Source organism: Nocardioides sp., assembly GCF_036274455.1.
Lineage (GTDB): Bacteria > Actinomycetota > Actinomycetes > Propionibacteriales > Nocardioidaceae > Nocardioides.
Genome location: NZ_DASUFR010000168.1, coordinates 1 through 21,413 on the forward strand (window position 1 = coordinate 1; position 21,413 = coordinate 21,413).

General features: G+C 71.6%; 25 protein-coding genes. 15 read left to right on the forward strand and 10 right to left on the reverse strand.

Annotated elements, in window-relative coordinates; genetic code table 11:
- The first annotated feature begins 250 nt into the window (after nt 1-250).
- Entirely contained in the window at nt 251-1,186 is a 936-nt protein-coding gene (locus VFV89_RS16615) for a PDR/VanB family oxidoreductase (protein ID WP_329707070.1), read from the forward strand.
- Nucleotides 1,187-1,192: 6 nt separating this feature from the next.
- Here VFV89_RS16615 and VFV89_RS16620 read toward each other — a convergent pair whose 3' ends face one another.
- Nucleotides 1,193-1,531 (reverse strand): hypothetical protein, encoded by a 339-nt coding sequence (locus VFV89_RS16620; protein ID WP_329707071.1) that lies wholly within the window; start codon nt 1,529-1,531, stop codon nt 1,193-1,195.
- The gene (locus VFV89_RS16625) at nt 1,528-3,726 is read right to left on the reverse strand and encodes a glycoside hydrolase family 25 protein (protein WP_329707072.1); all 2,199 of its coding nucleotides are present in this window, start codon (nt 3,724-3,726) and stop codon (nt 1,528-1,530) included. The genes VFV89_RS16620 and VFV89_RS16625 overlap by 4 nt, the downstream gene beginning before the upstream one ends.
- Before the next feature lie 216 nt (nt 3,727-3,942).
- Between VFV89_RS16625 and VFV89_RS16630 the strand changes: the two genes are divergently transcribed.
- Together VFV89_RS16630 and VFV89_RS16635 are read left to right on the forward strand one after the other, a co-directional pair.
- A complete protein-coding gene (locus VFV89_RS16630; protein WP_329707073.1) occupies nt 3,943-4,314 on the forward strand; it encodes a YciI family protein in 372 nt (123 codons plus the stop codon).
- A gap of 81 nt (nt 4,315-4,395) precedes the next feature.
- The gene (locus VFV89_RS16635) at nt 4,396-4,986 is read left to right on the forward strand and encodes a carboxymuconolactone decarboxylase family protein (RefSeq protein ID WP_329707093.1); all 591 of its coding nucleotides are present in this window, start codon (nt 4,396-4,398) and stop codon (nt 4,984-4,986) included.
- Between the two features lie 3 nt (nt 4,987-4,989).
- Here the strand turns inward: VFV89_RS16635 and VFV89_RS16640 are convergent, their stop codons facing one another.
- From VFV89_RS16640 to VFV89_RS16660, 5 genes are read right to left on the reverse strand one after another with little or no spacing between them, the layout of a single operon-like run.
- Complete coding sequence (locus tag VFV89_RS16640) at nt 4,990-5,349, reverse strand: Rieske (2Fe-2S) protein (protein ID WP_329707074.1); 360 nt, start codon at nt 5,347-5,349, stop codon at nt 4,990-4,992.
- Nucleotides 5,340-6,098 carry a 2-keto-4-pentenoate hydratase gene (locus VFV89_RS16645; protein ID WP_329707094.1) on the reverse strand — a complete coding sequence of 253 codons (759 nt, stop codon included), beginning with the start codon at nt 6,096-6,098 and terminating at the stop codon, nt 5,340-5,342. Before VFV89_RS16645 ends, VFV89_RS16640 begins: the two co-directional genes overlap by 10 nt.
- Nucleotides 6,098-6,883, reverse strand: coding sequence for a 2-keto-4-pentenoate hydratase (locus tag VFV89_RS16650; RefSeq protein ID WP_329707075.1), 786 nt, complete (start codon nt 6,881-6,883; stop codon nt 6,098-6,100). Before VFV89_RS16650 ends, VFV89_RS16645 begins: the two co-directional genes overlap by 1 nt.
- A 5-nt stretch (nt 6,884-6,888) precedes the next feature.
- Nucleotides 6,889-7,677 carry an IclR family transcriptional regulator gene (locus VFV89_RS16655; protein WP_329707076.1) on the reverse strand — a complete coding sequence of 263 codons (789 nt, stop codon included), beginning with the start codon at nt 7,675-7,677 and terminating at the stop codon, nt 6,889-6,891.
- Nucleotides 7,670-8,398: a hypothetical protein gene (locus tag VFV89_RS16660; protein WP_329707077.1), complete on the reverse strand. Its 729-nt coding sequence runs from the start codon at nt 8,396-8,398 to the stop codon at nt 7,670-7,672. Before VFV89_RS16660 ends, VFV89_RS16655 begins: the two co-directional genes overlap by 8 nt.
- Nucleotides 8,399-8,464: 66 nt before the next feature.
- Between VFV89_RS16660 and VFV89_RS16665 the strand changes: the two genes are divergently transcribed.
- Genes VFV89_RS16665 through VFV89_RS16690 form a run of 6 tightly spaced genes read left to right on the forward strand, consistent with a single transcriptional unit; the run spans nt 8,465 to nt 14,722 of the window.
- Entirely contained in the window at nt 8,465-9,376 is a 912-nt protein-coding gene (locus VFV89_RS16665) for a catechol 2,3-dioxygenase (RefSeq protein WP_329707078.1), read from the forward strand.
- A 10-nt stretch (nt 9,377-9,386) separates the two neighbouring features.
- Nucleotides 9,387-10,304 carry a catechol 2,3-dioxygenase gene (locus VFV89_RS16670; RefSeq protein ID WP_329707079.1) on the forward strand — a complete coding sequence of 306 codons (918 nt, stop codon included), beginning with the start codon at nt 9,387-9,389 and terminating at the stop codon, nt 10,302-10,304.
- Nucleotides 10,304-11,344: a histidine phosphatase family protein gene (locus tag VFV89_RS16675; protein WP_329707080.1), complete on the forward strand. Its 1,041-nt coding sequence runs from the start codon at nt 10,304-10,306 to the stop codon at nt 11,342-11,344. Before VFV89_RS16670 ends, VFV89_RS16675 begins: the two co-directional genes overlap by 1 nt.
- The gene (locus tag VFV89_RS16680) at nt 11,341-12,240 is read left to right on the forward strand and encodes an acetaldehyde dehydrogenase (acetylating) (protein ID WP_329707081.1); all 900 of its coding nucleotides are present in this window, start codon (nt 11,341-11,343) and stop codon (nt 12,238-12,240) included. Before VFV89_RS16675 ends, VFV89_RS16680 begins: the two co-directional genes overlap by 4 nt.
- The gene (gene dmpG, locus VFV89_RS16685; RefSeq protein WP_329707082.1) at nt 12,237-13,280 is read left to right on the forward strand and encodes a 4-hydroxy-2-oxovalerate aldolase; all 1,044 of its coding nucleotides are present in this window, start codon (nt 12,237-12,239) and stop codon (nt 13,278-13,280) included. Before VFV89_RS16680 ends, dmpG begins: the two co-directional genes overlap by 4 nt.
- A gap of 14 nt (nt 13,281-13,294) precedes the next feature.
- Nucleotides 13,295-14,722, forward strand: a complete 1,428-nt coding sequence (locus VFV89_RS16690) for an aldehyde dehydrogenase (protein WP_329707083.1) — start codon at nt 13,295-13,297, stop codon at nt 14,720-14,722.
- 473 nt (nt 14,723-15,195) lie between these two features.
- Here the strand turns inward: VFV89_RS16690 and VFV89_RS16695 are convergent, their stop codons facing one another.
- The gene (locus VFV89_RS16695) at nt 15,196-16,065 is read right to left on the reverse strand and encodes an SURF1 family protein (RefSeq protein ID WP_329707084.1); all 870 of its coding nucleotides are present in this window, start codon (nt 16,063-16,065) and stop codon (nt 15,196-15,198) included.
- A gap of 52 nt (nt 16,066-16,117) precedes the next feature.
- Between VFV89_RS16695 and moaA the strand changes: the two genes are divergently transcribed.
- Nucleotides 16,118-17,110 carry a GTP 3',8-cyclase MoaA gene (moaA, locus tag VFV89_RS16700; protein WP_329707085.1) on the forward strand — a complete coding sequence of 331 codons (993 nt, stop codon included), beginning with the start codon at nt 16,118-16,120 and terminating at the stop codon, nt 17,108-17,110.
- A 24-nt stretch (nt 17,111-17,134) separates the two neighbouring features.
- On the opposite strand, the gene VFV89_RS16705 is transcribed toward moaA, so the two are convergent.
- Nucleotides 17,135-17,269, reverse strand: a complete 135-nt coding sequence (locus VFV89_RS16705; protein ID WP_329707086.1) for a hypothetical protein — start codon at nt 17,267-17,269, stop codon at nt 17,135-17,137.
- 222 nt (nt 17,270-17,491) lie between these two features.
- On the reverse strand, nt 17,492-17,806 hold the full coding sequence (locus VFV89_RS16710; protein WP_329707087.1) for a DUF3099 domain-containing protein: 315 nt from the start codon (nt 17,804-17,806) through the stop codon (nt 17,492-17,494).
- An 86-nt stretch (nt 17,807-17,892) separates the two neighbouring features.
- Between VFV89_RS16710 and VFV89_RS16715 the strand changes: the two genes are divergently transcribed.
- From VFV89_RS16715 to VFV89_RS16735, 5 genes are all read left to right on the forward strand, one after another.
- Nucleotides 17,893-18,108 carry a dodecin gene (locus tag VFV89_RS16715; RefSeq protein ID WP_329707088.1) on the forward strand — a complete coding sequence of 72 codons (216 nt, stop codon included), beginning with the start codon at nt 17,893-17,895 and terminating at the stop codon, nt 18,106-18,108.
- Nucleotides 18,105-18,728: a hypothetical protein gene (locus VFV89_RS16720; RefSeq protein WP_329707089.1), complete on the forward strand. Its 624-nt coding sequence runs from the start codon at nt 18,105-18,107 to the stop codon at nt 18,726-18,728. Before VFV89_RS16715 ends, VFV89_RS16720 begins: the two co-directional genes overlap by 4 nt.
- Nucleotides 18,729-18,745: 17 nt before the next feature.
- On the forward strand, nt 18,746-19,471 hold the full coding sequence (locus VFV89_RS16725; protein ID WP_329707090.1) for a beta-ketoacyl-ACP reductase: 726 nt from the start codon (nt 18,746-18,748) through the stop codon (nt 19,469-19,471).
- A 4-nt stretch (nt 19,472-19,475) separates the two neighbouring features.
- Nucleotides 19,476-20,249: an enoyl-ACP reductase FabI gene (fabI, locus tag VFV89_RS16730; protein WP_329707091.1), complete on the forward strand. Its 774-nt coding sequence runs from the start codon at nt 19,476-19,478 to the stop codon at nt 20,247-20,249.
- Nucleotides 20,250-20,312: 63 nt separating this feature from the next.
- The coding region (locus VFV89_RS16735) for a Mur ligase family protein (protein WP_329707092.1) at nt 20,313-21,413 on the forward strand (1,101 nt) is incomplete at its 3' end.

Below are 21,413 nucleotides of genomic sequence, written 5' to 3' on the forward strand. Positions count from 1 at the left end.
GTCTCCCGGACGTACGCTGCGAGCGCGGGCCGTTCCTCGACGACGCTGCCCCGCACGAGCTCGCGGCCGTTGCGGAGCACGACCCCGCCCAGGTCGAGGATGAGGGCGCGCGCGGTCGGGGCCATGCCGCACAGCGTCCCCTCGCCGGTGGGTTCGGACAAGGGAGACCGTTCCGCAGGGCGGGACCTCCCCGTTCTGGTCCGCGGGACGGCGTTCTGCAAGGAAGCACGCGGTGGCGACCATCGCGGGCATGCCCCTGCTCGTTCACTCGATGACCCACGAGTCCGCCGGCGTGGTGTCCCTGGAGCTGGTGGACCCGGAGGGCCGCGACCTGCCGTCGTGGGAGCCCGGCTCCCACCTCGACCTGGTGCTCCCCAGCGGCCTGTCCCGGCAGTACTCGCTGTCGGGGGACCCGCACGACCGGCGCCGCTACCGGCTCGGCGTCCTGCGCGAGCCGGCCGGACAAGGCGGTTCGGCCTACGTCCACGACACGCTGCGGCCCGGCCAGACGGTGGAGTTCGCCGGCCCCCGGAACCACTTCCGGCTCGAGCCCGCCGCGGCGTACGTGTTCGTCGCCGGCGGCATCGGCATCACCCCGATCCTGCCGATGCTCGCGGCGGCCACGGCGGCGGGCGCCGAGTGGACCCTGGTGTACGGCGGCCGCACCGCCGCGTCGATGGCGTTCACCGACGAGCTGGCGCGGTACGGCGACCGGGTCACGCTGTGGCCGCAGGACACCCACGGCCTGCTCGACCTCGACGGGCTGCTCGGCTCGCCCCGACCGGCCACGCTGGTCTACTGCTGCGGCCCCGAGGCGCTGCTCGGCGCCGTGGAGGAGCGGATGGCGGCCTGGCCGGCCGGTGCGCTGCACCTGGAGCGGTTCTCGGCGCCGGTGGTGGAGCGCGACCCCGCCGCGGAGCACTCGCTCGACGTGGTGCTCGCCGAGTCCGGCCGCACCGTCTCGGTCCCGCCCGACCGGTCGGTCCTCGACGTCTTGCTCGACGAGGGCGTCGACGTGCTCAGCGACTGCCGCGAGGGCATCTGCGGCACCTGCGAGGTCAAGGTGGTCGAGGGCGAGGTGGACCACCGCGACTACGTGCTCAGCGAGCCGGAGAAGGCCGCCAACAACTGCATGATGGTGTGTGTCTCCCGGGCGTGCGGGAAGCGGCTGGTGCTCGGGCTCTGAGCCTCGCTAGGCGGAGAAGTCGTCCTGAGCGGCCGGGACGAACGACGAGAGGTCGACGTCGTCGTCGAGCTCCTGGTCGAAGTCCTGGTCGAGGTCCTGGTCGAAGTCCTCGACGTCCGGTGGGGCTGGGGTCACGTTCGCAACGGCCACCACGCCGACCGCGGGCGACACCAGGGCGTATGCCTGGAGTGCCCGCGCGACGCTGATCGGTCCGAGGTCGTCCCAGCCGAGCAGCTGGGCCACCGCGAGCACGAGGCCGGCGAGCGAGACGAAGCTGTACAGAGCTCGCCGCACGGTGGTGGGCAGCCGCTGGAGCATGCCGGCGATCACGGACAGGCTGTTCATCGTGTGCTCCTCTCGGGGAGTCGGTCGAGCGCGTCGTCCAGACGCTTCATGGCCGCCTGCAGGTCGCGACGGATCCGGTCGAGGTCGTCCCCTCCGCGGGGACGCCGCACGCGGAGGGCCGACAGCGGCAGGTCGGGGTGCATCGCGTTGACGTCGACGGGGCCGAAACCTGGGACGTTGCGGATCGGTCCCACCTTCCCGTTGGAGTGCTGCCAGATGGCCGCGCGGGTCCAGGGCTCCGGGATCCGCGGCTCGCGGAAGTCGTCGCTGTAACGAGCGACCCAGAGCTTGCAGCCGAACGCGTCGTCGAGGTCGAAGGGCGTGTAGATGACCGGCGTCGCCATCAGTCCGCGTTTCGCGAGGTCCCTGCGCACCGTCGTCACCCAGACACCCACCCACCGGGTGAGCTGCTCGCGCGAGAGCACGGCGCGGCCCTCCAGGTCCAGCATCGGGAGCATGTCACCGAGCTGGATCCGGGCGGTCTCGAGGAAGTGCTGCGCCTCCTTCACCGCGTCCCCGCCGTCCGGGCGGGCGAAGTGGTAGGAGCCGACGGGCACGCCGGCGTTCCGCGCCTCCTTGATGCGCTTGCGGTAGGTCTCGTCGACGGTGGTCTCGCCGTCCGTGGCCTTGACGTACCACCACCGCAGGCCTGCGTGCTGAGCCTTGCGCAGGTCGATCCTGCCGGACTGGTGGTGGCTGGTGTCGACGCCGTCGAGCATGCGGTGCGGCGGGTACGGCGCACTCGACGCTAGCGGCCTCGGCTGGCTGCCGGCTTGGTGACCCGCGCCGACGTGGCCGTTGGCGTGGCCGTTGGCGTGGCCCTCGGCAGGGTCGGGCTGCTGCTCGCGCTTCGGCGGGTAGGTGAACACCGGGATGGGGTGGGGCCGCGGCGTGCGATCGACCGCGTTGTTCTTCAGGCCGTTGCGGCCCTTTCGGTAAGCCGCGACCTGCGTCTTGGCCGCGGCGGACAGGTTGCCGTGGTCGATGAGCACCGCGTGGATGTGCTCCTTCCATGGACCTTCGGACGGAAGCCGGCGCCAGGCGGCGAACCCGATCGACCGCAGCACCTGGACCTTGCGCTCGTGGTCGAACGGCCGGAGGTCGACCACGCCACCCTTGTCGTGCGTGCCTTTGGACGCGTCGTCGGTCGTGTTGTAGGAGCCCTTGACGATCGTCAACCGGTAGCCCAGCAATCGTTCGGCCTCCTCGAGGGCAGCGCGTGTCTTCCAGTCGACGACCTTCGGACCGATGTCGCCGAAGGTCGTCTTCTCGAACGGCTTCGGCCACTTCGTCCTCGGCTGGTCGGGCGTTGTCCCGCCCGGCTCGGGGGATGTGGGGGGCTTGTTCTTGGCCTTCACCTTCTTGCCTCCTGACGTGCCGTTGTGGGAGCCGACGGCCGGCTTGCCCGGTGTGAGGAACGGGATCCCGGGGACGTTGCTCTTGCTGAGCACCACGGTCGCGAGCCGAGCGGCGTGGTCGCTGTTGCGCTGCGGCCGCTTGCCCTCCCGGCCCGCGAAGACCTTGCGCGAGCGAAGGCTCCAGCGGTGCCGGTCGCCGTCGATGAACCACAGCAGGTCGATCGCCGACTGGTCCACGGCGTACTTGACGAGCTCGCCGTCGATGGAGCCGCCCAGCGACGGGTGCCGCTTCAGCTGGCGGTTGTAGTCGCCGCCACCGAGCACCGGGTCGCCCTTCTCGACCAGCGAATCGATGAAGGTGAGGTGCTTGGCGATGCCGTCGTTCCACTCCTTCACGCGTTCGGCGCGTCTCGGACGCGGGGGCTTGGCGAACGCGCCGGCGACCATGTGCAGGTTGGTGACGTGGAACTCGAGGCCGCTCGGCTGCGCCATGAGGTGCAGGTAGGTCGTGTGGCGACGGAAGTGGAGCCCCGCGCGCGCCGGGTGGAGCAGGATCGCGCGTCCCTCCAGCTTCCGGAACATGCTGCGGCGGAACGCGATCGGCTCGCTGTTGTCGTCGGCGCCGAAGAAGACCTCCCACTCGGCCGCGGGGAAGGCGCGCTTCACCAGGCCCTGGTAGCGCTTGGCGATCTCCTGCAGCAGGACGATGTCGGCCACGTCGGCGTTGCGTCTCAGGTCCTCCTCGGCCTGGGAGAGCGTCAGCGCGCTCTCGGGGAACGACTGGATGTTGGCCGTGAGCACGCGGAAGCCCGCGGTGCTGTTGCCCGAACTGGCCATGGCTGCCTCGCTTCGATCGACTTGTCCACGGGCCGGTCCCGCGGCTGACGGCATGGGCGGCCCCTGTGACATGGCGGAGCCGCGGCGGCGGTGTCGGATACGTCATCGTCGGAGAAAGGCCGCCAGACGGAATGTCGGATCGCGGCCGCGCTGTTCGTGGCCACGGCGAGGGGCGGCCGGTGGGGCTGCCCACGACCGATCGAAGAGGATGAGTCCATGACCAGGTACCTGATGGCCGTCTACGGCCCCGCGGAGTACGACAGCGAGTTCTACGGCTACGCCTCGCAGGAGGAGATGCAGGAGTCGATGGCCGAGACCGGCGCCTTCAACGACAAGCTGCAGGCGGAGGGCTACTGGGTCTTCGCCGACGGCCTCGAGCCGGCTGCGCAGGCGGCGGTGGTCGACGGGCAGGGCGAGAAGCCGGTGGTCACCGACGGCCCCTACCCGGAGGCGAAGGAGTTCATCGGCGGCTTCTGGATCATCGACGTGCCGGACCGCGACGTCGCTCTCCGGCTGGCCGCCGAGGCCTCGAAGGCGTGCCGCGGCAAGGTCGAGCTCCGTCCGTTCCAGACCGGTCTGCCGGCCTGAGCGACGGCGTCCCTGTCCCGCGCACCGGGACGTCCGGTGCGCGGGACAGCGTGGCGCCTGGACCCTGTCCGCGTGGCACGCATGCACCCGGTCCCGGTCGAGGACTGCGCTGACCCCGAGCTCGCCGAGGCGCTCGGACACTTCACCAGGACCCTCGGATTCGTGCCGAACAGCCTGCTGACGATGCAGCGCGTGCCGGCGATCGCCAAGGCCGTCATCGCGCTGAACCGTGCGGTCTTCGCCCCGGATGGCGAGGTCGATCTCGGCCTCAAGCGGCTCGTGGCGCACGTGGCCAGCACCGCGTCCGGCTGCCAGTACTGCAAGGCGCACACCACGGTCAGCGCCACCCGGCACGGCGTGTCGGACGAGAAGATGGCGGCGATCTACGACTACGCCACCAGCCCGCTGTTCACCGAGGCCGAGCGGGCCGCGCTGGACTTCGCGATGGAGGCGGCCTCGGTCCCCAACGCGGTCACCGATGAGTCCTACGCGGTGCTCGCCGCGCACTGGAGCGAGACCGAGATAGTGGAGCTGCTCGGCGTGGTCTGCATGTTCGGCGTCTTCAACCGCTGGAACGACTCGATGGCCACCCCGTTGGAGGAGGTTCCGGCGGGTCGCGCCGAGGAGCTGCTCGGAGACCGAGGCTGGGTCGCCGGCAAGCACGCGGAGTGAGGGCTACGGGGCGCCCCGGGCGTGCGCCCTGAGCCGCTCGGACCAGGAGAGCTGTGGCTCGACGGTGATCTCGGCGTACAGCGTGCCGTCGTCCTCGACGACCGGGTGCAGCCGCAGCGCGGTCTCGGCCGCGGTGCGGCAGGCACCGGTCACGAGGTCGAAGGCGTACCAGTGCCCGGGGCAGACCAGGCAGCCGTCGCGCAGCAGCCCGTCGAGGAGCGGGGTCTGCTTGTGGGGGCAGAGCGCATCGGTGACGACCAGCCGGTCGCCGAGGTCGAGGACGAGGTAGGAACGGCCCTCGTGCGTGACCGTCCAGCGCTCCCGCCCCCCGGGCTCGCCGACCGGCACCTGGATCACCGGCACGCGAGCTCCACCGAGCCGAGCCGGTCCGCGGTCGCGACCACGACGTCACCAGCAGACACCTGGACGGCGGCGGTCAGGCCACCGGACAGGACGATGTCGCCCGCGCGGAGCCCCTCGCCGGACCCGGCCAGCGAGCGGGCCAGCCAGGCCACGGCCGAGGCGGGGTGGCCGAGCGACGCGGCACCCGACGCGGTCGCGACGACCTCGCCGTTGTGCTCCAGGACCACGCCCACCAGCCGCAGGTCGATGCCGCCGGGAGGGACGGGTGTGCCCACGACGTAGCGGCCGGCCGAGGCGTTGTCGGCGACGACGTCCGGCATCGTGAACCGGTAGTCGGTGTAGCGGGAGTCGAGCACCTCGATCCCGACGGCGACGCCGGCCGTCGCGGCCAGGACGTCGGTGGCGCTGACGCGGGTGCCGGCGAGGTCGCGGCCCATCACGAAGACGATCTCGGGCTCGCAGCGCGGGGCGATGTGCTCGCCGGTGACCAGCGGCTCACCCGGGTCGAGCACGTGGTCGCCGGCCAGGAAGCCGTAGATGGGCGAGTCGACCCCGACCTGCTGCTGCTTGGCGCGGCTCGTGACGCCGAGCTTCCACCCGACCAGCGGCCCGCGGCCCTCGCGCAGGAGCCGCTGGACGGCGTAGCCCGTCTCGAGGTCGAGGCCGGGGTGATCGTCGCTCAGCTGGGGGATCGCAGTGATCGACGTGCGGGCCTTGGTGAGCCGGTCGGCGAGCTCCTGGACGTCCATCACGCCACCACCCTCAGCGTGACCGGGCCGAGCCGGTCGAAGTCGGCCCGGAACACGTCACCGGCGGCCATGGGTACGGCGGCGTGCAGTGCGCCGGTCATCACCAGGTGGCCAGGCTCGAGCGCGATGCCGCGCTCGCCGAGCACGTTGGCCAGCCAGGCGACCACGGCCAGCGGGTCGCCGAGCGCGGCGGCGCCGGCGCCGGTATCGACCAGCTCGCCGTTGCGGGTCAGCACCATCCCGACCAGCCGGGTGTCGACCTCGGAGAGCGGCACGATCCGCGACGACACGGCGAAGGCGCCGTTGGAAGCCAGGTCGGCGACGGTGTCGGCGAGCTTGATCCGCCAGTCCTCGAACCGCGAGTCGACGATCTCGACCGAGGCGCTCACCCCCGCGACCGCCCGCGCGGCGTCGCTCACCAAAACTCCAGGCCCCTGCAGCCGGGAGCCCAGCACCGCGACCACCTCGGCCTCGATCTTGGGCTGGATCAGCGTGGACAGCGAGACCGTGCCGCCGTCGACGTGGACGGTGGACCCGAGGATCGGCGCGAAGTCGGGGGAGTCCACGCCGATCATCTTCTGCATCGGCTTGGAGGTGAGCCCGACCTTGTAGCCGACGATCGTGTCGCCGTCGGCCAGGATCAGCTCGACGAGCTCCTTCTGGACGGCGTACCCGTCGGCCATGCCGAGCGTCGGGTCGTCGTCGGTGAACGGCTTGATCTGCACCCGGTCCCGGCGGGCGTCGTAGAGCGCTCGCGCCTTCCCCGGCGCGTCGGTGATCGGCATGGCGGCTAGCCCTCTCGCAGGTGTCGGGTCTCGGGGGACCAGCCGAGCCGTCGCGAGGCGGCCTCTCCGGCCTCCACCACGACCTCGGCCAGCCGGCGGCGCTGCTGGGCGCCCATTCTCGCCGCGGGCGCGCCGATGCTGATCGCCGCGACCACGTGCCCGGTGGCGTCGCGGACCGGCGCCGCGATCGAGGCCACGCCGACCTCGCGCTCCTCGACCGCCTCGGCCCAGCCGCGGGCCCGGACTCGGGCCAGCTCCGCGCGCAGCTCGGCGGGGTCGGTGATCGACCGCGGCGTCATCTGGGCCAGCGGCGCGGCCGCCGCCAGCACCCGCTCCAGCTCGTCGTCGGGAAGGTGCGTCAGCAGGACCTTGCCGGACGACGTCGTGTGCACCGGGACCCGCCGGCCCGTCTCGTTGAACAGGCGCAGCGTCTGCGAGCTCTCCAGCCGGTCGATGTAGACGACCTCGTGGCCGTCGAGGACCCCGACCTGGCACCCCTCGTGGGTCTCCTCCCGGAGGGAGGCCAGCACGGGGCCGACGGCGCCGTGCAGATCCATGTGCGACTGCACCACCTGGCCGAGCTCGAACATGGTGAGCCCGAGCCGGTAGCCCCCGCCCGCGGTCTTCTCGACCAGCCCCTCCTGGAGCAGGGTGGTCAGCAGCCGGTGCACCGTGCTCTTGCCGAGGCCGAGGCGGCGGGCGAGCTCGGAGACGCCGATCTCCTTCTCACGGGAGAGGAACGCCTTGAGCAGCCGGGCCGCGTTGCCGACCGAGGAGAGGCCCGCGTCACTCATGACCGGACCCTGCCGGCATCCACTGGCGGCGGCCGCCGACGGCGGCGACGAGCGCCCTGCGGATCGCCTCGGGGTCGGGGCTGTCCGCCTCGCAGGCGGCCCGCACGCCCTCGTCGTAGGGCGAGATCTGGCGGGCCAGCAGCGCCTGGGCGTGCGGCAGCCCGGCGACCGCGGCGCCGGCGAGCTCGTCGACCAGCGACTCCCGGCCCCGGACCCGCGAGCGGATCGTCTCGAAGTCCCGGGCCGCGGCCGAGTGACCGTTGGCCAGCCCGGTGCCGACGTGGGTCGCCTGGTGGGCCGAGAGCCCGGCGCCCGGCTGCGCCACGACGTGGTAGAGGACGGTGCCGACGCCGAGCGCCCGCTTGACCTCCTCGAACGCCGGTGCGTCGCGCTCCTCGAGCAGCCCGAGGTCGGGCAGCACCACGGGGTCGAAGAAGCGGAGCTGCCAGGAGACGCCGCCGTACTCGGACTCGGTCGCGACCTCCTGCCCGCGCAGCGGGCCGAGCGGCTCGGTGGTCGCAAGGAGGTGCAGGTTCCGCGCCGCCGCGGCCGCGACGGTGATCCGGGAGGCGGCCATCAGCGGCATCCGGCCACGCACGCCGGGGGAGAAGGTCGCGGCCTGGTCGACGTAGGCGCGGTGGATCTCCTGGACGTAGCCGGCGACGGCCGCGCGCATCGCCTCAGGCCCGGGTGGCTGTCGCTGGGCTTGTTGTTCCGTCATATGGAACACCCTTCCTTTACACGGAACGCTAACCGTCCCTAGGTTCGGGAGTCAAGGAGGCAGGAAATGGGAGTGCTACGACTCGCCCACGTCGACGTCCGGACGCCCGATCTGGAGCTGTCCACGGCGTACTACACCGAGGTGATGGGGCTCCAGGTCTCGGCGCGGACCGACGACGCGGTCTACCTCAAGTGCTGGGACGAGGAGAACCACCACTCGCTGCGGCTGCGGACCGACACCCGGATCGGGATGGACCTGTTCTCCTTCCGCGTCGAGAAGGAGGACGACCTCCCCGAGCTCGAGTCGCGGCTGGAGCGGGCCGGCTGTCACGTCGAGCGCATCTCCCGCGGCGACGAGATCGGCCAGGGCGAGTCGATCCGGTTCGAGATCCCGTCCGGGCAGACCATGGAGCTGGTCTGGGAGCTCGAGAAGGTCGGCAACATCCTGGGCAAGCTCAACCCCTCACCCGTGCCGCCGCCCGACCTGCCCGGCATCGCGCCGCCGCGGATCGACCACCTGCTGATCAACGCCGAGGAGGTCGGCGAGGCGCACGCGTTCTTCAAGGAGGTGCTCGGCTTCCGGATGACCGAGCAGGTGCTCGACGCCAACGGCCACCAGCTCGGGGTCTGGATGGAGCGCTCGCACTCGCCGCACGACGTCGCGATCGTCAACGGCCCCAACGGCGCGATGCACCACTTCGCGTTCTGGCTCGACGACTGGGACCACGTCCGCAAGTCGGCCGACATCCTCGCCTACAACGGCGTGCAGATCGACCAGGGCCCGACCCGGCACGGGGTCACCCGCGGCAACACCATCTACTTCTTCGACCCGCTGGGCACCCGCAACGAGGTGTTCACCGGCGGCTACAGCCCCGACCCGGACTTCCCGGAGATCACCTGGACCGAGGACCAGTTCGGCCGTGGGCTCTTCTACTACGAGAACGTCGTGGCGCAGCGGTTCCTGCGCTTCCACACCTGAGGGGTTCGTGATGAGTGACCGCATCCTCCGACTGCAGCACGTCCAGATCCGGGTCCCCGACCTCGAGCTGTGCACGGCCTACTACACCGAGGTGCTCGGCCTGGTCGAGACCGCGCACGAGGAGAACCGGGTCTTCCTCAAGTGCTGGGACGAGCACGAGCACCACTCGGTGGTGCTGCGTCAGGCACCGACGTACGGCCTGGACCACATGAGCTTCAAGGTGGCCGAGCTCGACGACCTCGACCACTACACAGAGCGGGTCGAGGGCCACGGCATCCCGGTCAAGAGGTACGGCGCCGGCGAGCTCGGCCCGGGCTGGGGGGAGGCCATCCGGTTCGAGGCGCCCTCGGGGCACACCGTCGAGCTCGGCTTCGGGATGGAGAAGGTCGGCAACATGCTGCCTCTGTTCAACCCGCCGCCGCGGCCGGGCAACCTGGTCGGCATCGCGCCGCCGCGGCTCGACCACATCTTCATCATGGCCGAGGACGTCGACGAGGCGACGCGCTTCTTCCGCGAGGTCTTGGACTTCCGGCTCACCGAACAGATCCTCGCCAACGACGGCCACCAGATCGCCACCTGGCTCGAGCGCTCGCACACCCCGCACGACCTGGCCATCGTGACCGGCCCCAACGGCGCGCTCCACCACTTCGCGTTCTGGCTCGACGACTGGAACGCGGTCCGCGAGGCCGCCGACCAGCTCGCCTTCAACGGCGTGACCATCGACGTCGCGCCGACGCGGCACGGCGTCACCCGCGGCTACACCGTCTACTTCTTCGACCCGGTCGGCAACCGCAACGAGGTCTTCACGGGTGGCTACTGGGTCGACCCGGACTTCGAGCCGATCACCTGGACCGAGGAGGAGATGGGCCGGGCGATGTTCTACTACGCCCGCGAGGTCAACGAGCGGTTCTTCACGGTGCACAGCTGATGAGCACCACCAGCCGGGGCGACACGTTCCGGCGTACCGACCGGACGGACGCACCGCTCTACCTGGCCCGCTACACCGAGCGTCGGTCGCGCCCGGCGCCGCCCGAGGAACCCGTCGAGGACCAGTCCGTCCCGCTCTACCTCCGCCGGTTCCGCGACCGCCGGGACGAGACGCCGGCCCGGGTGCGGTCGGTGCCGCTGGAGTACGAGGGCGAGCGGTTCGCGCCGGAGTACGCCGCGGTCACCCGCAGCCACGAGATCATCCCCGAGGAGCGCACCCTCCGGGACACCTACACGACCGAGATCCGGATCATCCGGCACGGCATCACCCAGGGCTACTCCACCGACGCCGGGCTGACCCCGATGGGGGCCTGGCAGGCCCACCAGCGCGGTCAGGCCCTGGCCCGGACGCTGCGGGAGTGGCCGCAGATGCGCATCGTCTGCGCGCCCACCAATCGGGCGCGCCAGACCGCTGAGCAGATCCACCGAGGCCTGCTCGACGGGCTGGCGCAGTACGGTCGCGAGGCCGAGGTGACCGAGCCAGAGCCCGTCGAGGAGCTGAAGAACTTCCAGGTCTGGAGCCCGGACGGTGTGCGTGACATCACCGCGTCGTTCCGGAAGTACCAGGCCGAGATGGAGAAGCTCGAGCGGATGGCCGTGGGGGACCGGCCCCGGTGGCTGGTCGAGATCGACCGGTTCTACCGGACCCAGCTCGGTGGCGCAGACCCGATCCAGCTGTGGCTCACGGTCCCGCTGATGTACTTCGAGTCGCCGCAGGCGTGCGTGCGGCGCTTCTGGACCGGGTTCAACCGGCTCATCGCCGAGTCGCCGGGCCAGCGGATCATCGCGGCCACGCACTCCGGGCCGATCCGGGCGTTCGCGACCTGGGCGCACGGCTACGATCCCGGCGAGCCGGTCAACACCGAGGAGGTCGTGGTCCGGGTCAAGCACGGCGGGCGCACCGCCACGGTGAGCTACCGCAACCGGGTCACCGAGGTGAACATCCCGCAGGAGGACGAGATCCCGAGGTGGGACGCATGAAGGCACGAGCCGCGATCATCGGTCCCGGCAACATCGGCACCGACCTGCTGGCGAAGCTGCAGCGCAGTGACGTCATCGACGTGCAGTACGTCGTCGGCGTGGTCGAGTCCGACGGGCTGGAGCGGGCCCGGTCGCTGGGGATCGAGGCCTCGGCCGGGGGGCTGGACTGGCTGCTCTCGCGCGGAGAGCTGCCGCAGATCGTCTTCGACGCGACCTCGGCCAAGGCGCACCGGGCCGCGGCGGCGCGCCTCGAGGAGGCCGGCATCGTCGCCGTCGACCTCACCCCGGCCGCGGTCGGGCCGCTGGTCTGCCCGCCGGTGAACTTCCGGGAGCACGTCGACTCCGCGAACATCAACATGATCAGCTGCGGCGCCCAGGCCACCGTCCCGATCGTGCACGCGGTCTCCACCGTGGTTCCAGTGCCGTACGCCGAGATCGTCGCCTCGGTCGCCTCGAAGTCGGCCGGGCCGGGGACCCGGGCCAACATCGACGAGTTCACCCACACCACCAGCCGGGCGGTTCGCGAGCTCGGCGGCACCCCGCGCGGGAAGGCGATCATCGTGCTCAACCCGGTCGAGCCGCCGATGATCATGCGGGACACCATCTTCTGCGCGATCCCGGCGGACGCCGACCAGGACGCGATCACCGAGTCGGTGCACCGCCGGGTGGCGGAGGTGCAGGAGTACGTCCCCGGCTACACGCTGCGCGCCGACCCGCAGTACGACCCGCCGCGCGAGAAGTGGGACGGCAACGGGCGGGTCACGGTCTTCATCGAGGTGCTCGGCGCCGGCGACTACCTGCCGACCTACGCCGGCAACCTCGACATCATGACCGCGGCGGCGGCCCGGGTCGGCGAGCTCGTGGCCACCACCCGGTTCGCGGAGGTCTCGGCATGACCGGCACCGAGCGGCCCGTCAGGATCACCGACACCACGCTGCGCGACGGCAGCCACGCGATGTCCCACGAGTTCACCGAGGCGCAGGTGCGGGCCACGGTGCATGCCCTCGACCGTGCCGGCGTCGAGGTGATCGAGGTGAGCCATGGCGATGGGATCGGCGGCTCGTCGTTCAACTACGGCTTCTCCAAGGTCGAGGACATCACGCTGGTCCGCGCCGCGGCCGAGGAGGCGACCCAGGCGCGGATCGCGATCCTGCTGGTCCCCGGCATCGGCACCATGGACGACCTCCGCAACGCCCGCGAGGCCGGCGCCTCGGTGGCCCGGATCGCCACCCACTGCACCGAAGCGGATGTCTCGATCCAGCACTTCGGGCTGGCCCGGTCGCTCGGCATGGAGACGGTCGGCTTCCTGATGATGAGCCACCGCACCTCGCCCGAGGAGCTCGCCCGGCAGGGCCGGATCATGGTCGACGCGGGCTGCGAGTGCGTCTACGCCGTCGACTCGGCCGGCGCGCTGGTCCTGACCGAGGCCGAGGCTCGGATCGGGGCCCTCGTGGCAGAGGTCGGCCGGGAGGCGCAGGTCGGCTTCCACGGCCACCAGAACCTCTCGCTGGGCGTGGCCAACTCGGTGCTCGCCTTCGAGTCCGGCGCCCGCCAGATCGACGGGTCGCTGTGCGCGCTCGGGGCCGGGGCCGGCAACTCACCGACCGAGGTGCTGGCCGCGACCTTCGACCACCTCGGCGTCGAGACCGGCGTCGACGTCGGCGGCGTGCTCGACGCGGCCGAGGAGGTCGTCCGGCCCTTCCTGCCGCGCTGGCCGAAGGCCGACCGGACCGCGATCGTCCAGGGCTGGGCCGGCGTCTACTCGTCGTTCCTGCTGCACGCCGAGCACGCCGCCGAGCGCTACGGCGTAGCGGCCCACGAGATCCTCCAGCGCGCCGGCGAGGCCGGCTACGTCGGCGGCCAGGAGGACATGCTGATCGACATCGCGCTCCAACTGGCCCAGGAGCGCGACCTGCACGCGGTCGGCGCCCGCTGAGAGGGGACTGGCACATGGAGCTGATCACCCACCACATCGACGGCCAGGACGTCGAGTCGGAGTCCGGGGCCCGGTTCGACTCCGTCGACCCCTACACCCAGGCGGCGTACGCCGAGGTCGCGCTCGGCGGCCAGACCGAGGTGGACCGCGCGGTAGCGGCGGCGCGCGGGGCGTTCGACGAGGGACCGTGGCCGCGGATGGGGCTCGCCGAGCGGGGCGCGCTGCTGCACCGGCTCGCCGACCTCGTGCTGGAGCACGTCGACGAGCTGGCCATGGCGGACACGGTCGACATGGGCAAGCCGGTCACCGACGCCCGGACCAAGGACGTGCCGAGGACGGCCCAGAACCTCCGGTTCTTCGCCGACCACGCCCGGCTGAGCACCGGCGAGACGTTCCCCATGGACACCGGCCACCACGCCTACTCGGTCTTCCAGCCCGTGGGTGTCGTGGCCGCGATCTCACCGTGGAACTTCCCGCTGATGCTCGAGTCCTGGAAGGTCGCCCCGGCGCTGGCGTGGGGCAACACCGTGGTGCTCAAGCCGGCCGAGGACACCCCGAAGTCGGCGACCCTGCTCGCCCGGCTCGCCACCGAGGCGGGCCTCCCGCCCGGCGTCCTCAACGTCGTGCACGGCTACGGCCCCGACTCGGCCGGCTCCGCGCTCACCGAGCACCGCGGGGTCGACCGGATCACCTTCACCGGGGAGTCGGGCACGGGCCGGGCCATCGGCCAGGCGGCGGCCGCTCGGCTGTGCCCTGTCAGCTTCGAGCTGGGCGGGAAGGGCGCCAACCTGGTCTTCGACGACGCCGAGCTCGACAACGCCGTGTCGTGGTCGGTCAAGGCGATCTTCAGCAACGCCGGCCAGGTCTGCCTGGCCGGGTCGCGGCTGTTCGTCCAGCGCGGGGTCTACGAGGAGTTCCTGTCCCGCTTCGTCGCGGCGGCCGAGGCCTTGCGGATGGGCGACCCCAAGGACCCGGCCACCGAGCTCGGCCCGCTCGCCTCCGAGGAGCACTGGAAGAAGGTCTCCGGCTACCTCGACGACGTCTCCGCCGGCACCGGCCGGATGCTCACCGGCGGACCCGCCGACGGCTGGTTCGTCCGGCCGACCGTCGTCGTCGACGCGCCGCTGGACTCGCGGCTGGTCTGCGAGGAGGTGTTCGGACCGGTGGTGACTGTGCACCCCTTCGACACCGAGGACGAGGGCGTCCGGCTGGCCAACGACTCGCCGTACGGCCTGAACGCGATGGTCTTCACCGAGAACCTCTCGCGGGCCCACCGGGTCTCGGCGGCGCTGCGAGCCGGCACGGTCTGGGTGAACTGCTTCTTCATCCGCGACCTGAGGGCGCCGTTCGGCGGCGTCGGCGACTCGGGCGTGGGCCGCGAGGGCGGCACCTTCAGCCGCGAGTTCTTCACCGAGCCCAAGGCCGTGGTGATGCAGCTCTGATCCGGTCGGGATTGGTCACCGGATGCCCGGCTATTGTGACGGATCCGTGGGTGGGCGGCCGCGCGCGTAGCACGCCGCAACCCGCCGTCAAGGATGCTTCGCACCCCTTCGGGGCGCGCTTCGCGCGTCCTTGACCGCGGGTCCCGGCCGGCGTACTGGGGGGCGCGCAAGGGCGGAGCAAGCTCCGCCCCGCATGCGCGGCCGCCCGGGGCGTGTTCTGCGATTTGCACCGCAAACTGGCCACTCAGGACGCCGAGATGCGGTGCAAAACCGCCGGACCCGGCTTTGCCGAGGATCTCCGGCACCAGGTGCCGATTTCCCTCCGCAAACCCACCGATGGGGCTGGCACCCACGCGAAACGTCGGGGTCACCGGATATCCGGTGACCCCTGAGCTTCTGTGCCGAGATCTCGGCACAGAAGCGGATGAGTCGGCACACAAGCTTCTCGGGTCGCCGCCGGAGCCGGTGGGCCGCTACGGCGAGCCGGTGGAGTTGCGCGCGCTCTGAGTCGATTTCTGGGCCGCCTTCTGGGCCTCGATCTGCCGCTTCGCGGCCTCGGCCTGGAGCCGGGCCCTCGACTTCGGCCTCGGCTGGTTGCGGACCGGCCGCTCGCCGCGCGGGCCGTTGCGCCACTCGTCGTAGGCCAGGTAGAAGAAGCCGAAGATTGCCAGCAGCCCGAAGAACCACCACTGCAGCCCGTAGAAGAAGTGCGGCCCGTTGTCGAGCTCGGGCAGCTCGACGGGCGCCAGCATCGTGTCCGGTGCGGGGTCCTCGGACTTCAGCGCGACGAAACCGCCGTAGACCGGGTGCCCGATTGCCGGCCCGATCGCCTCGCTGCTGATCGAGCGGGCCGAGAGGTCGGAGACCCGGGTGCTGTCACCGGTGCCGTTCTGCCGGACGTATCCCGTCACGTCCACCTCGCCCGTGGGCGGGTCGGGGATGTCGCTGCGGTTGGCCCCGCTGGGGTCGGTCTCCACCCAGCCGCGGTCGACCAGCAGGGCGGTGCCGTCGGCGGTGACGAGCGGTACGACGACGTCGACGCCCTGCGCCCCGTCCCGGGTGCGGTAGCGGATGACCACCGTCTGCGAGGCGTCGTAGGTCCCCGTGGCGCTCACCAGCCGCCACTCGTCCTGGGCGGACGCGTCCCGGCCCGGGGCGAGCACCTCGCCCACCGGGGCCACGGGGCGGTGCTCGTTGGTGCTGATGATCTGGTTGTCGGCCTTCCGGTCGTGCAGCCGCCGGAACTGCCAGCCGCCGAGCCACCAGGTGGCATACACCAGCACCACCACGACCAGCGCGAACAGGATCCAGCGCCGGCTCAGCAGGAACCGGAAGGACGGCACCCCGCAACGCTACCCAGCGGGCCGCCACCGGTTGAAACGTAGACTTCTTCGTGTGCAGCCGCTCACGGACGCCTTTGGCCGGGTCGCCACCGACCTGCGAGTCAGCTTGACCGACCGCTGCAACCTGCGGTGCACCTACTGCATGCCGCCGGAGGGGCTGGACTGGCTCCCTCAGGAGCAACAGCTCACCGACGACGAGGTGGTCCGGCTGATCGGGGTCGCCGTCGAGCGGCTGGGCGTCCGGGAGGTGCGGTTCACCGGGGGTGAACCGCTCGTACGCCGCGGCCTGGTCGACATCGTGCGCCGCACGGCCGCGCTCGAGCCGCGCCCGGAGACATCGCTGACCACCAACGCGCTCGGCCTGGCCCGCACCGCGCAGGCACTCAAGGACGCCGGCCTCGACCGGGTCAACGTCAGCCTCGACACCATCCGGTCCGACACCTTCCACGAGATCACCAGGCGCGACCGGTTCGCCGACGTCGTCACCGGCCTCGAGGCGGCGCGGGCCGCGGGGCTCGGCCCGGTGAAGGTCAACGCCGTGCTGCTGCGCGGCGTCAACGACGACCAGGCGCCGGAGCTGCTGGACTGGTGCCTCGAGCGCGGCTACGAGCTCCGCTTCATCGAGCAGATGCCGCTCGACGCCCAGCACGGCTGGCGACGCGACGAGATGGTGACTGCCGACGAGATCATGGCCGCGCTGGAGGAGCACCACGTGCTGGTGCCGGCCCTCGAGCCACGCGGCAGCGCACCGGCGGAGCTGTTCCTGGTCGACGGCGGCCCGGCCACGGTCGGGATCATCGCCTCGGTGACCCGACCCTTCTGCGGGACCTGCGACCGGGTCCGGCTCACCGCCGACGGGCAGGTCCGCAACTGCCTGTTCGCCCGCGAGGAGTCCGACCTGCGCACGCCGATGCGGGCCGGCGCCGGCGACGCCGAGCTGGCCGAGCGGTGGCTGGCCGCGATGGCCGCCAAGAAGCCCGGTCACGGGATCGACGACCCGAGCTTCCTGCAGCCGGACCGGCCGATGTCCGCGATCGGGGGCTGACTCCTCCCGTCGCTGGTCTGGACCTCAGACGCTCTCGTCGGCCCCCGGGACGTGCTCGACGACCTCCTTGAGGAAGCCGCGGGCGCCCAGGAAGTCCGACAGCGACGCCTTGTGCTCCTCGCAGGCGAGCCAGACCTTGCGCCGCTCAGGGGTGTGCAACCGGGGGTTGTTCCAGCGCAGAGCCCACGCGGCGGGCGCGGTGCAGCGCTTGGCTGAGCAGATTTCGGTCATCGGGTTGCGAAGAGGTCCGGACATGAAAAGTGGTGCCGGCCAACCACGGGGAGAGCTGTCCGGCACCACACCGCTCGGGCAAGCCCTCGCGGCTCTAGAAGTGTTCCACGTCCGCGCCGGGAATCAAACCGTGAAATCCGCAAAGTTCGCTCAGTGGGACGGCGGGCCGGTGCCGAGCTCCCGCTGGTTGCTGTGGTCGAGCAGCGCGACGCCGTCGTCCCTGGTCGTGGCGGCGTTCGCCATCACGACCGCGACGTAGGGCAGCACCACCGCGCCGACGATGAGGATCGGCCACAGCCAGTGGATACCGAACGACGCCGCGACGATCGCCCCCACGAAGCAGAGCGTGCGGACCCCCATCGAGAACAGGTAGCGCCTCTGGCGCGCGTCGATGTCGTCGTTCCGGCTGGCCGCCGCCGAGGTGATCCGCACTGCCTCGGGCTCGCGGCTGCGGTCCCGGGCCATGGATTCAACTGTACGCCGCGCCCGGACACCACGTCGCGTCGGTAAAGTCGAGGGCCCGACCGCCGGCCACGACCAGGGAGTTCGCAATGACCAACCGCACCTACCGCGTCACCGAGATCGTCGGCACCTCGCCGGACGGGCTGGAGCGGGCCATCCACAACGGCGTCGAGCGGGCCGCCAAGACCCTGCGGCACTGCGACTGGTTCGAGGTGACCGAGGTGCGGGGCCAGATCAAGGACGGCAAGGTCGAGCACTTCCAGGTTGGACTCAAGGTCGGCTTCCGCCTGGAGGACGATGAGTGACGCCTGACCAGGTCGACGGCCTCGGCGTCGCGCTCAACGAGGCCGAGTGGCACGACCTGAGTGTCGATGGCGACAGTGTGTCGGCGCTGCTCACGGTGCTGGCTCGCGACGAGAACGGCGACGAGGTGGCCGACCCCCGTCGGACGCTGCGGATGTCGCGGTGCGCCCGCCTGGTGGCGTCCTACCGGCAGGGCCTTTGGGATGACCCCGACGCGCCGGTGGTCCCGCTGGACCTGGCCGGGCTTCGCGACGTGCTGCGCCGCCACGGGGGAACCCCGGTCTACGGCTGGGAGTTCGTCGACGCCGAGGACCGGCGCTGGCCGTCCTGGCAGAGCCGACTGAGCCTCGACCTGCCCCTCGGCGGGCCGGGTGGCCACGTGCTGACGCTGTTCCAGGACATCCGGGGCGAGGCGCACCTGGACTGCAAGGTCTGGTTCGCCGAGCTCTCGGTGGTCGACGGCACCGGCACCGGGATGGACCTGGACGACTTCATCGCTGCGGGCGTGCGCTGGTGGGACGCGATGTACGCCGGCCAGCCGTCGGACCGCGCGCCGGGCATCGTCCCGCTCGCCGAGGAGCGGCGTCGGTGGTGGCACCTGTTTCGGCGTACTCCCCGGTAGTCGATAGCGTCGCCCGGGTGAGCGAGCAGAGCGAGGCCAACGGCCGGTCCGTGCTGGTCACCGGCGGCAACCGCGGGATCGGGCGGGCGATCGCGGAGGCGTTCGTGGCGCAAGGAGACAAGGTCGCGGTGACCACCCGCAACGGCGGCGCACCCGACAGCACCCTCGACGTGCGCTGCGACATCACCGACGCCGAGCAGGTGGAGGCGGCCTTCGCGCAGGTCGAGGAGGCGCACGGACCCGTCGAGGTGCTGGTGGCCAACGCCGGCATCACCCAGGACACGCTGCTGCTGCGGATGTCGGAGGAGGACTGGTCCAAGGTCATCGAGACCAACCTGACCGGCTCCTACCGGCTGGCCAAGCGCGCAGCCAAGGGGATGCTGCGGCTGCGCCGGGGCCGGATCGTGTTCGTGTCGTCGGTGGTGGGGCTCCTCGGCTCCGCCGGCCAGGTCAACTACGCCGCCTCCAAGGCCGGCCTGGTCGGCATGGCGCGCTCCATCGCCCGCGAGCTCGGCTCGAGGTCGATCACTGCGAACGTCGTCGCGCCCGGCTTCGTCGAGACCGACATGACCGGGGTGCTGACCGACGAGCAGAAGGCGGCGATCAGGGCGCAGGTCCCGCTGCAGCGCTACGCCACCCCCGACGAGGTGGCGGCCGCGGTGACCTGGCTGGCCGGCGACGGGGCGGCGTACGTCACCGGCGCCGTGATACCGGTGGACGGCGGACTGGGAATGGGGCACTGATCAGATGAGCGGCATCCTCGAGGGCAGGCGGATCCTCGTCACCGGCGTGACGATGGACAGCTCGATCGCGTTCGCGGCGGCGAAGTTCGCCCAGGAGCAGGGCGCCACCGTCCTGATCTCCAACTTCGGCCGGGCGCTCGGCATCACGCGGCGGATCGCCAAGCGGCTGCCCAGCGAGCCGCCGGTGCTGGAGCTCGACGTCACCGACGACGACCACCTGGCCGGGCTGGCCGACGCGGTCCGCGAGCACGTCGACGGGCTGGACGGGGTCGTGCACTCGATCGCCTACGGCAACCCGGAGACGCTCCTCGGCGGCAAGTTCATGGGCGGTCCGTGGCCGGACGTCGCGCAGGCGCTCCAGGTCTCGGCCTACTCCATGATGTCGCTGACCCAGGCCTGCCGGCCGCTGATGTCCTCCGGCTCCTCCGTGGTCGGGCTGACCTTCGACGCCAGCGTCGCGTGGCCGGCCTATGACTGGATGGGGGTGGCCAAGGCCGGGCTCGAGTCGTGCGCGCGCTACCTGGCCCGCGACCTCGGCCCGGAGGGGATCCGGGTCAACCTGGTGTCGGCCGGCCCGCTGCGGTCGCTGGCTGCGAAGGCGATCCCGGGCTTCAGCGACCTCGAGGACATGTGGGGGACCCGCGCGCCGCTGGGCTGGGACAACACCGACCTCGAGCCGACCGCCAAGGCGATCTGCGCGCTGCTCTCCGACCTCTTCCCGGCCACGACCGGCGAGATCGTGCACGTCGACGGCGGCTTCCACGCGATGGGCGCCTAGTCGTCTACCTCCAAGGCTCACTCCGCTCGCCGGCCTCGCAGCGGAGTGGGTAACGTCCGCGGCGTGACTGACGCACCCGGCTCGCTGGTCGAGCTCCGGGTCCTCGAGGGACCGAACCTCTACTTCCCCCGTGCCGCGATCAAGCTGACTCTGGACATCGCGGGGCTGGCGGCGGTCCCCGAGGAGACCGCGCGGAGGTTCGCCCAGCGGATCGGGCTCAAGAACGCCCGGCCCGGGCCGCCGGACTCGGGTTTCCGGCAGCGGTTCGCGCTGCGCGCGGTCGGCCGGCTGGTGCGTGCGGTCGCCTCGGAGTCGGGCGCGACCCGGCTCGCCGTCCGCGTGCGGCCCACCAGCGACCCCCACCGGATCGTCGTCGCCTTCCCCTGGCGGCACCGCACCCGCGCGCAGGTGATGGGTACGGCGATCGCCGAGGTGCTCGACGCGGTGCCGGGCGGCGAGATCGACGCGGTGGTCGACGCGGCCGCCGCGCGGGTCGCAGCGGCCGAGCCCGGCGTGGCGCCGCACACGATCACGCCGAAGGTGCCGGTGGTCGCGGTCACCGGCACCAACGGCAAGACCACGACGTCGCGGATGATCGCGCACATCGCCCGCACCGCCGGCAAGCTCGTCGGCTGGTCCAACACCGACGGCATCTACATCGACGGCGTCCTGGTCGAGGCGGGGGACTACTCGGGCCCCTCGGGCGCCGGCCGCGTGCTGGCCCACCCGGAGGTGGAGCTGGCGGTCACCGAGACCGCGCGCGGCGGGATCCTGCTCAAGGGCATCGGCCTGACCCGCAACGACGTCTCGGTGGTCACCAACGTCTCCGCAGACCACCTCGGCATGCACGGCATCGACACCGTCGACCAGCTCGCCGAGGTGAAGTCGGTCGTCCCGCGGATCACCCGCCGTGACGGCTGGGCGGTGCTCAACGCCGACGACCCGCGCGTGCTGGCGACGCGGACGGCGATCCGCGCCAGACCCTGGGTGTTCTCGCGCGACCCCGACTCACCGGCCCTGCGCGAGGTGCTCGCGGACGGCGGCCGTGCCACGACCGTGATCGACGGCTGGGTGAGCGTGCTCGAGGGCGGCACCGACGCCGACCCCCTCGTCGAGGTGGTCGACGTGCCGATGACGCTGGCCGGTTTGTCGCGCTTCAACGTC

Excerpts from the sequence above, each read along its gene's own strand:
- VFV89_RS16615 (WP_329707070.1), top strand. The coding sequence starts at position 251 with ATGCCCCTGCTCGTTCACTCGATGACCCACGAGTCCGCCGGCGTGGTG.
- VFV89_RS16620 (WP_329707071.1), bottom strand. The coding sequence starts at position 1,531 with ATGAACAGCCTGTCCGTGATCGCCGGCATGCTCCAGCGGCTGCCCACC.
- VFV89_RS16625 (WP_329707072.1), bottom strand. The coding sequence starts at position 3,726 with ATGGCCAGTTCGGGCAACAGCACCGCGGGCTTCCGCGTGCTCACGGCC.
- VFV89_RS16630 (WP_329707073.1), top strand. The coding sequence starts at position 3,943 with ATGACCAGGTACCTGATGGCCGTCTACGGCCCCGCGGAGTACGACAGC.
- VFV89_RS16635 (WP_329707093.1), top strand. The coding sequence starts at position 4,396 with ATGCACCCGGTCCCGGTCGAGGACTGCGCTGACCCCGAGCTCGCCGAG.
- VFV89_RS16645 (WP_329707094.1), bottom strand. The coding sequence starts at position 6,098 with ATGGACGTCCAGGAGCTCGCCGACCGGCTCACCAAGGCCCGCACGTCG.
- VFV89_RS16650 (WP_329707075.1), bottom strand. The coding sequence starts at position 6,883 with ATGCCGATCACCGACGCGCCGGGGAAGGCGCGAGCGCTCTACGACGCC.
- VFV89_RS16655 (WP_329707076.1), bottom strand. The coding sequence starts at position 7,677 with ATGAGTGACGCGGGCCTCTCCTCGGTCGGCAACGCGGCCCGGCTGCTC.
- VFV89_RS16660 (WP_329707077.1), bottom strand. The coding sequence starts at position 8,398 with ATGACGGAACAACAAGCCCAGCGACAGCCACCCGGGCCTGAGGCGATG.
- VFV89_RS16665 (WP_329707078.1), top strand. The coding sequence starts at position 8,465 with ATGGGAGTGCTACGACTCGCCCACGTCGACGTCCGGACGCCCGATCTG.
- VFV89_RS16670 (WP_329707079.1), top strand. The coding sequence starts at position 9,387 with ATGAGTGACCGCATCCTCCGACTGCAGCACGTCCAGATCCGGGTCCCC.
- VFV89_RS16675 (WP_329707080.1), top strand. The coding sequence starts at position 10,304 with ATGAGCACCACCAGCCGGGGCGACACGTTCCGGCGTACCGACCGGACG.
- VFV89_RS16680 (WP_329707081.1), top strand. The coding sequence starts at position 11,341 with ATGAAGGCACGAGCCGCGATCATCGGTCCCGGCAACATCGGCACCGAC.
- dmpG (WP_329707082.1), top strand. The coding sequence starts at position 12,237 with ATGACCGGCACCGAGCGGCCCGTCAGGATCACCGACACCACGCTGCGC.
- VFV89_RS16690 (WP_329707083.1), top strand. The coding sequence starts at position 13,295 with ATGGAGCTGATCACCCACCACATCGACGGCCAGGACGTCGAGTCGGAG.
- VFV89_RS16710 (WP_329707087.1), bottom strand. The coding sequence starts at position 17,806 with ATGGCCCGGGACCGCAGCCGCGAGCCCGAGGCAGTGCGGATCACCTCG.
- VFV89_RS16715 (WP_329707088.1), top strand. The coding sequence starts at position 17,893 with ATGACCAACCGCACCTACCGCGTCACCGAGATCGTCGGCACCTCGCCG.
- fabI (WP_329707091.1), top strand. The coding sequence starts at position 19,476 with ATGAGCGGCATCCTCGAGGGCAGGCGGATCCTCGTCACCGGCGTGACG.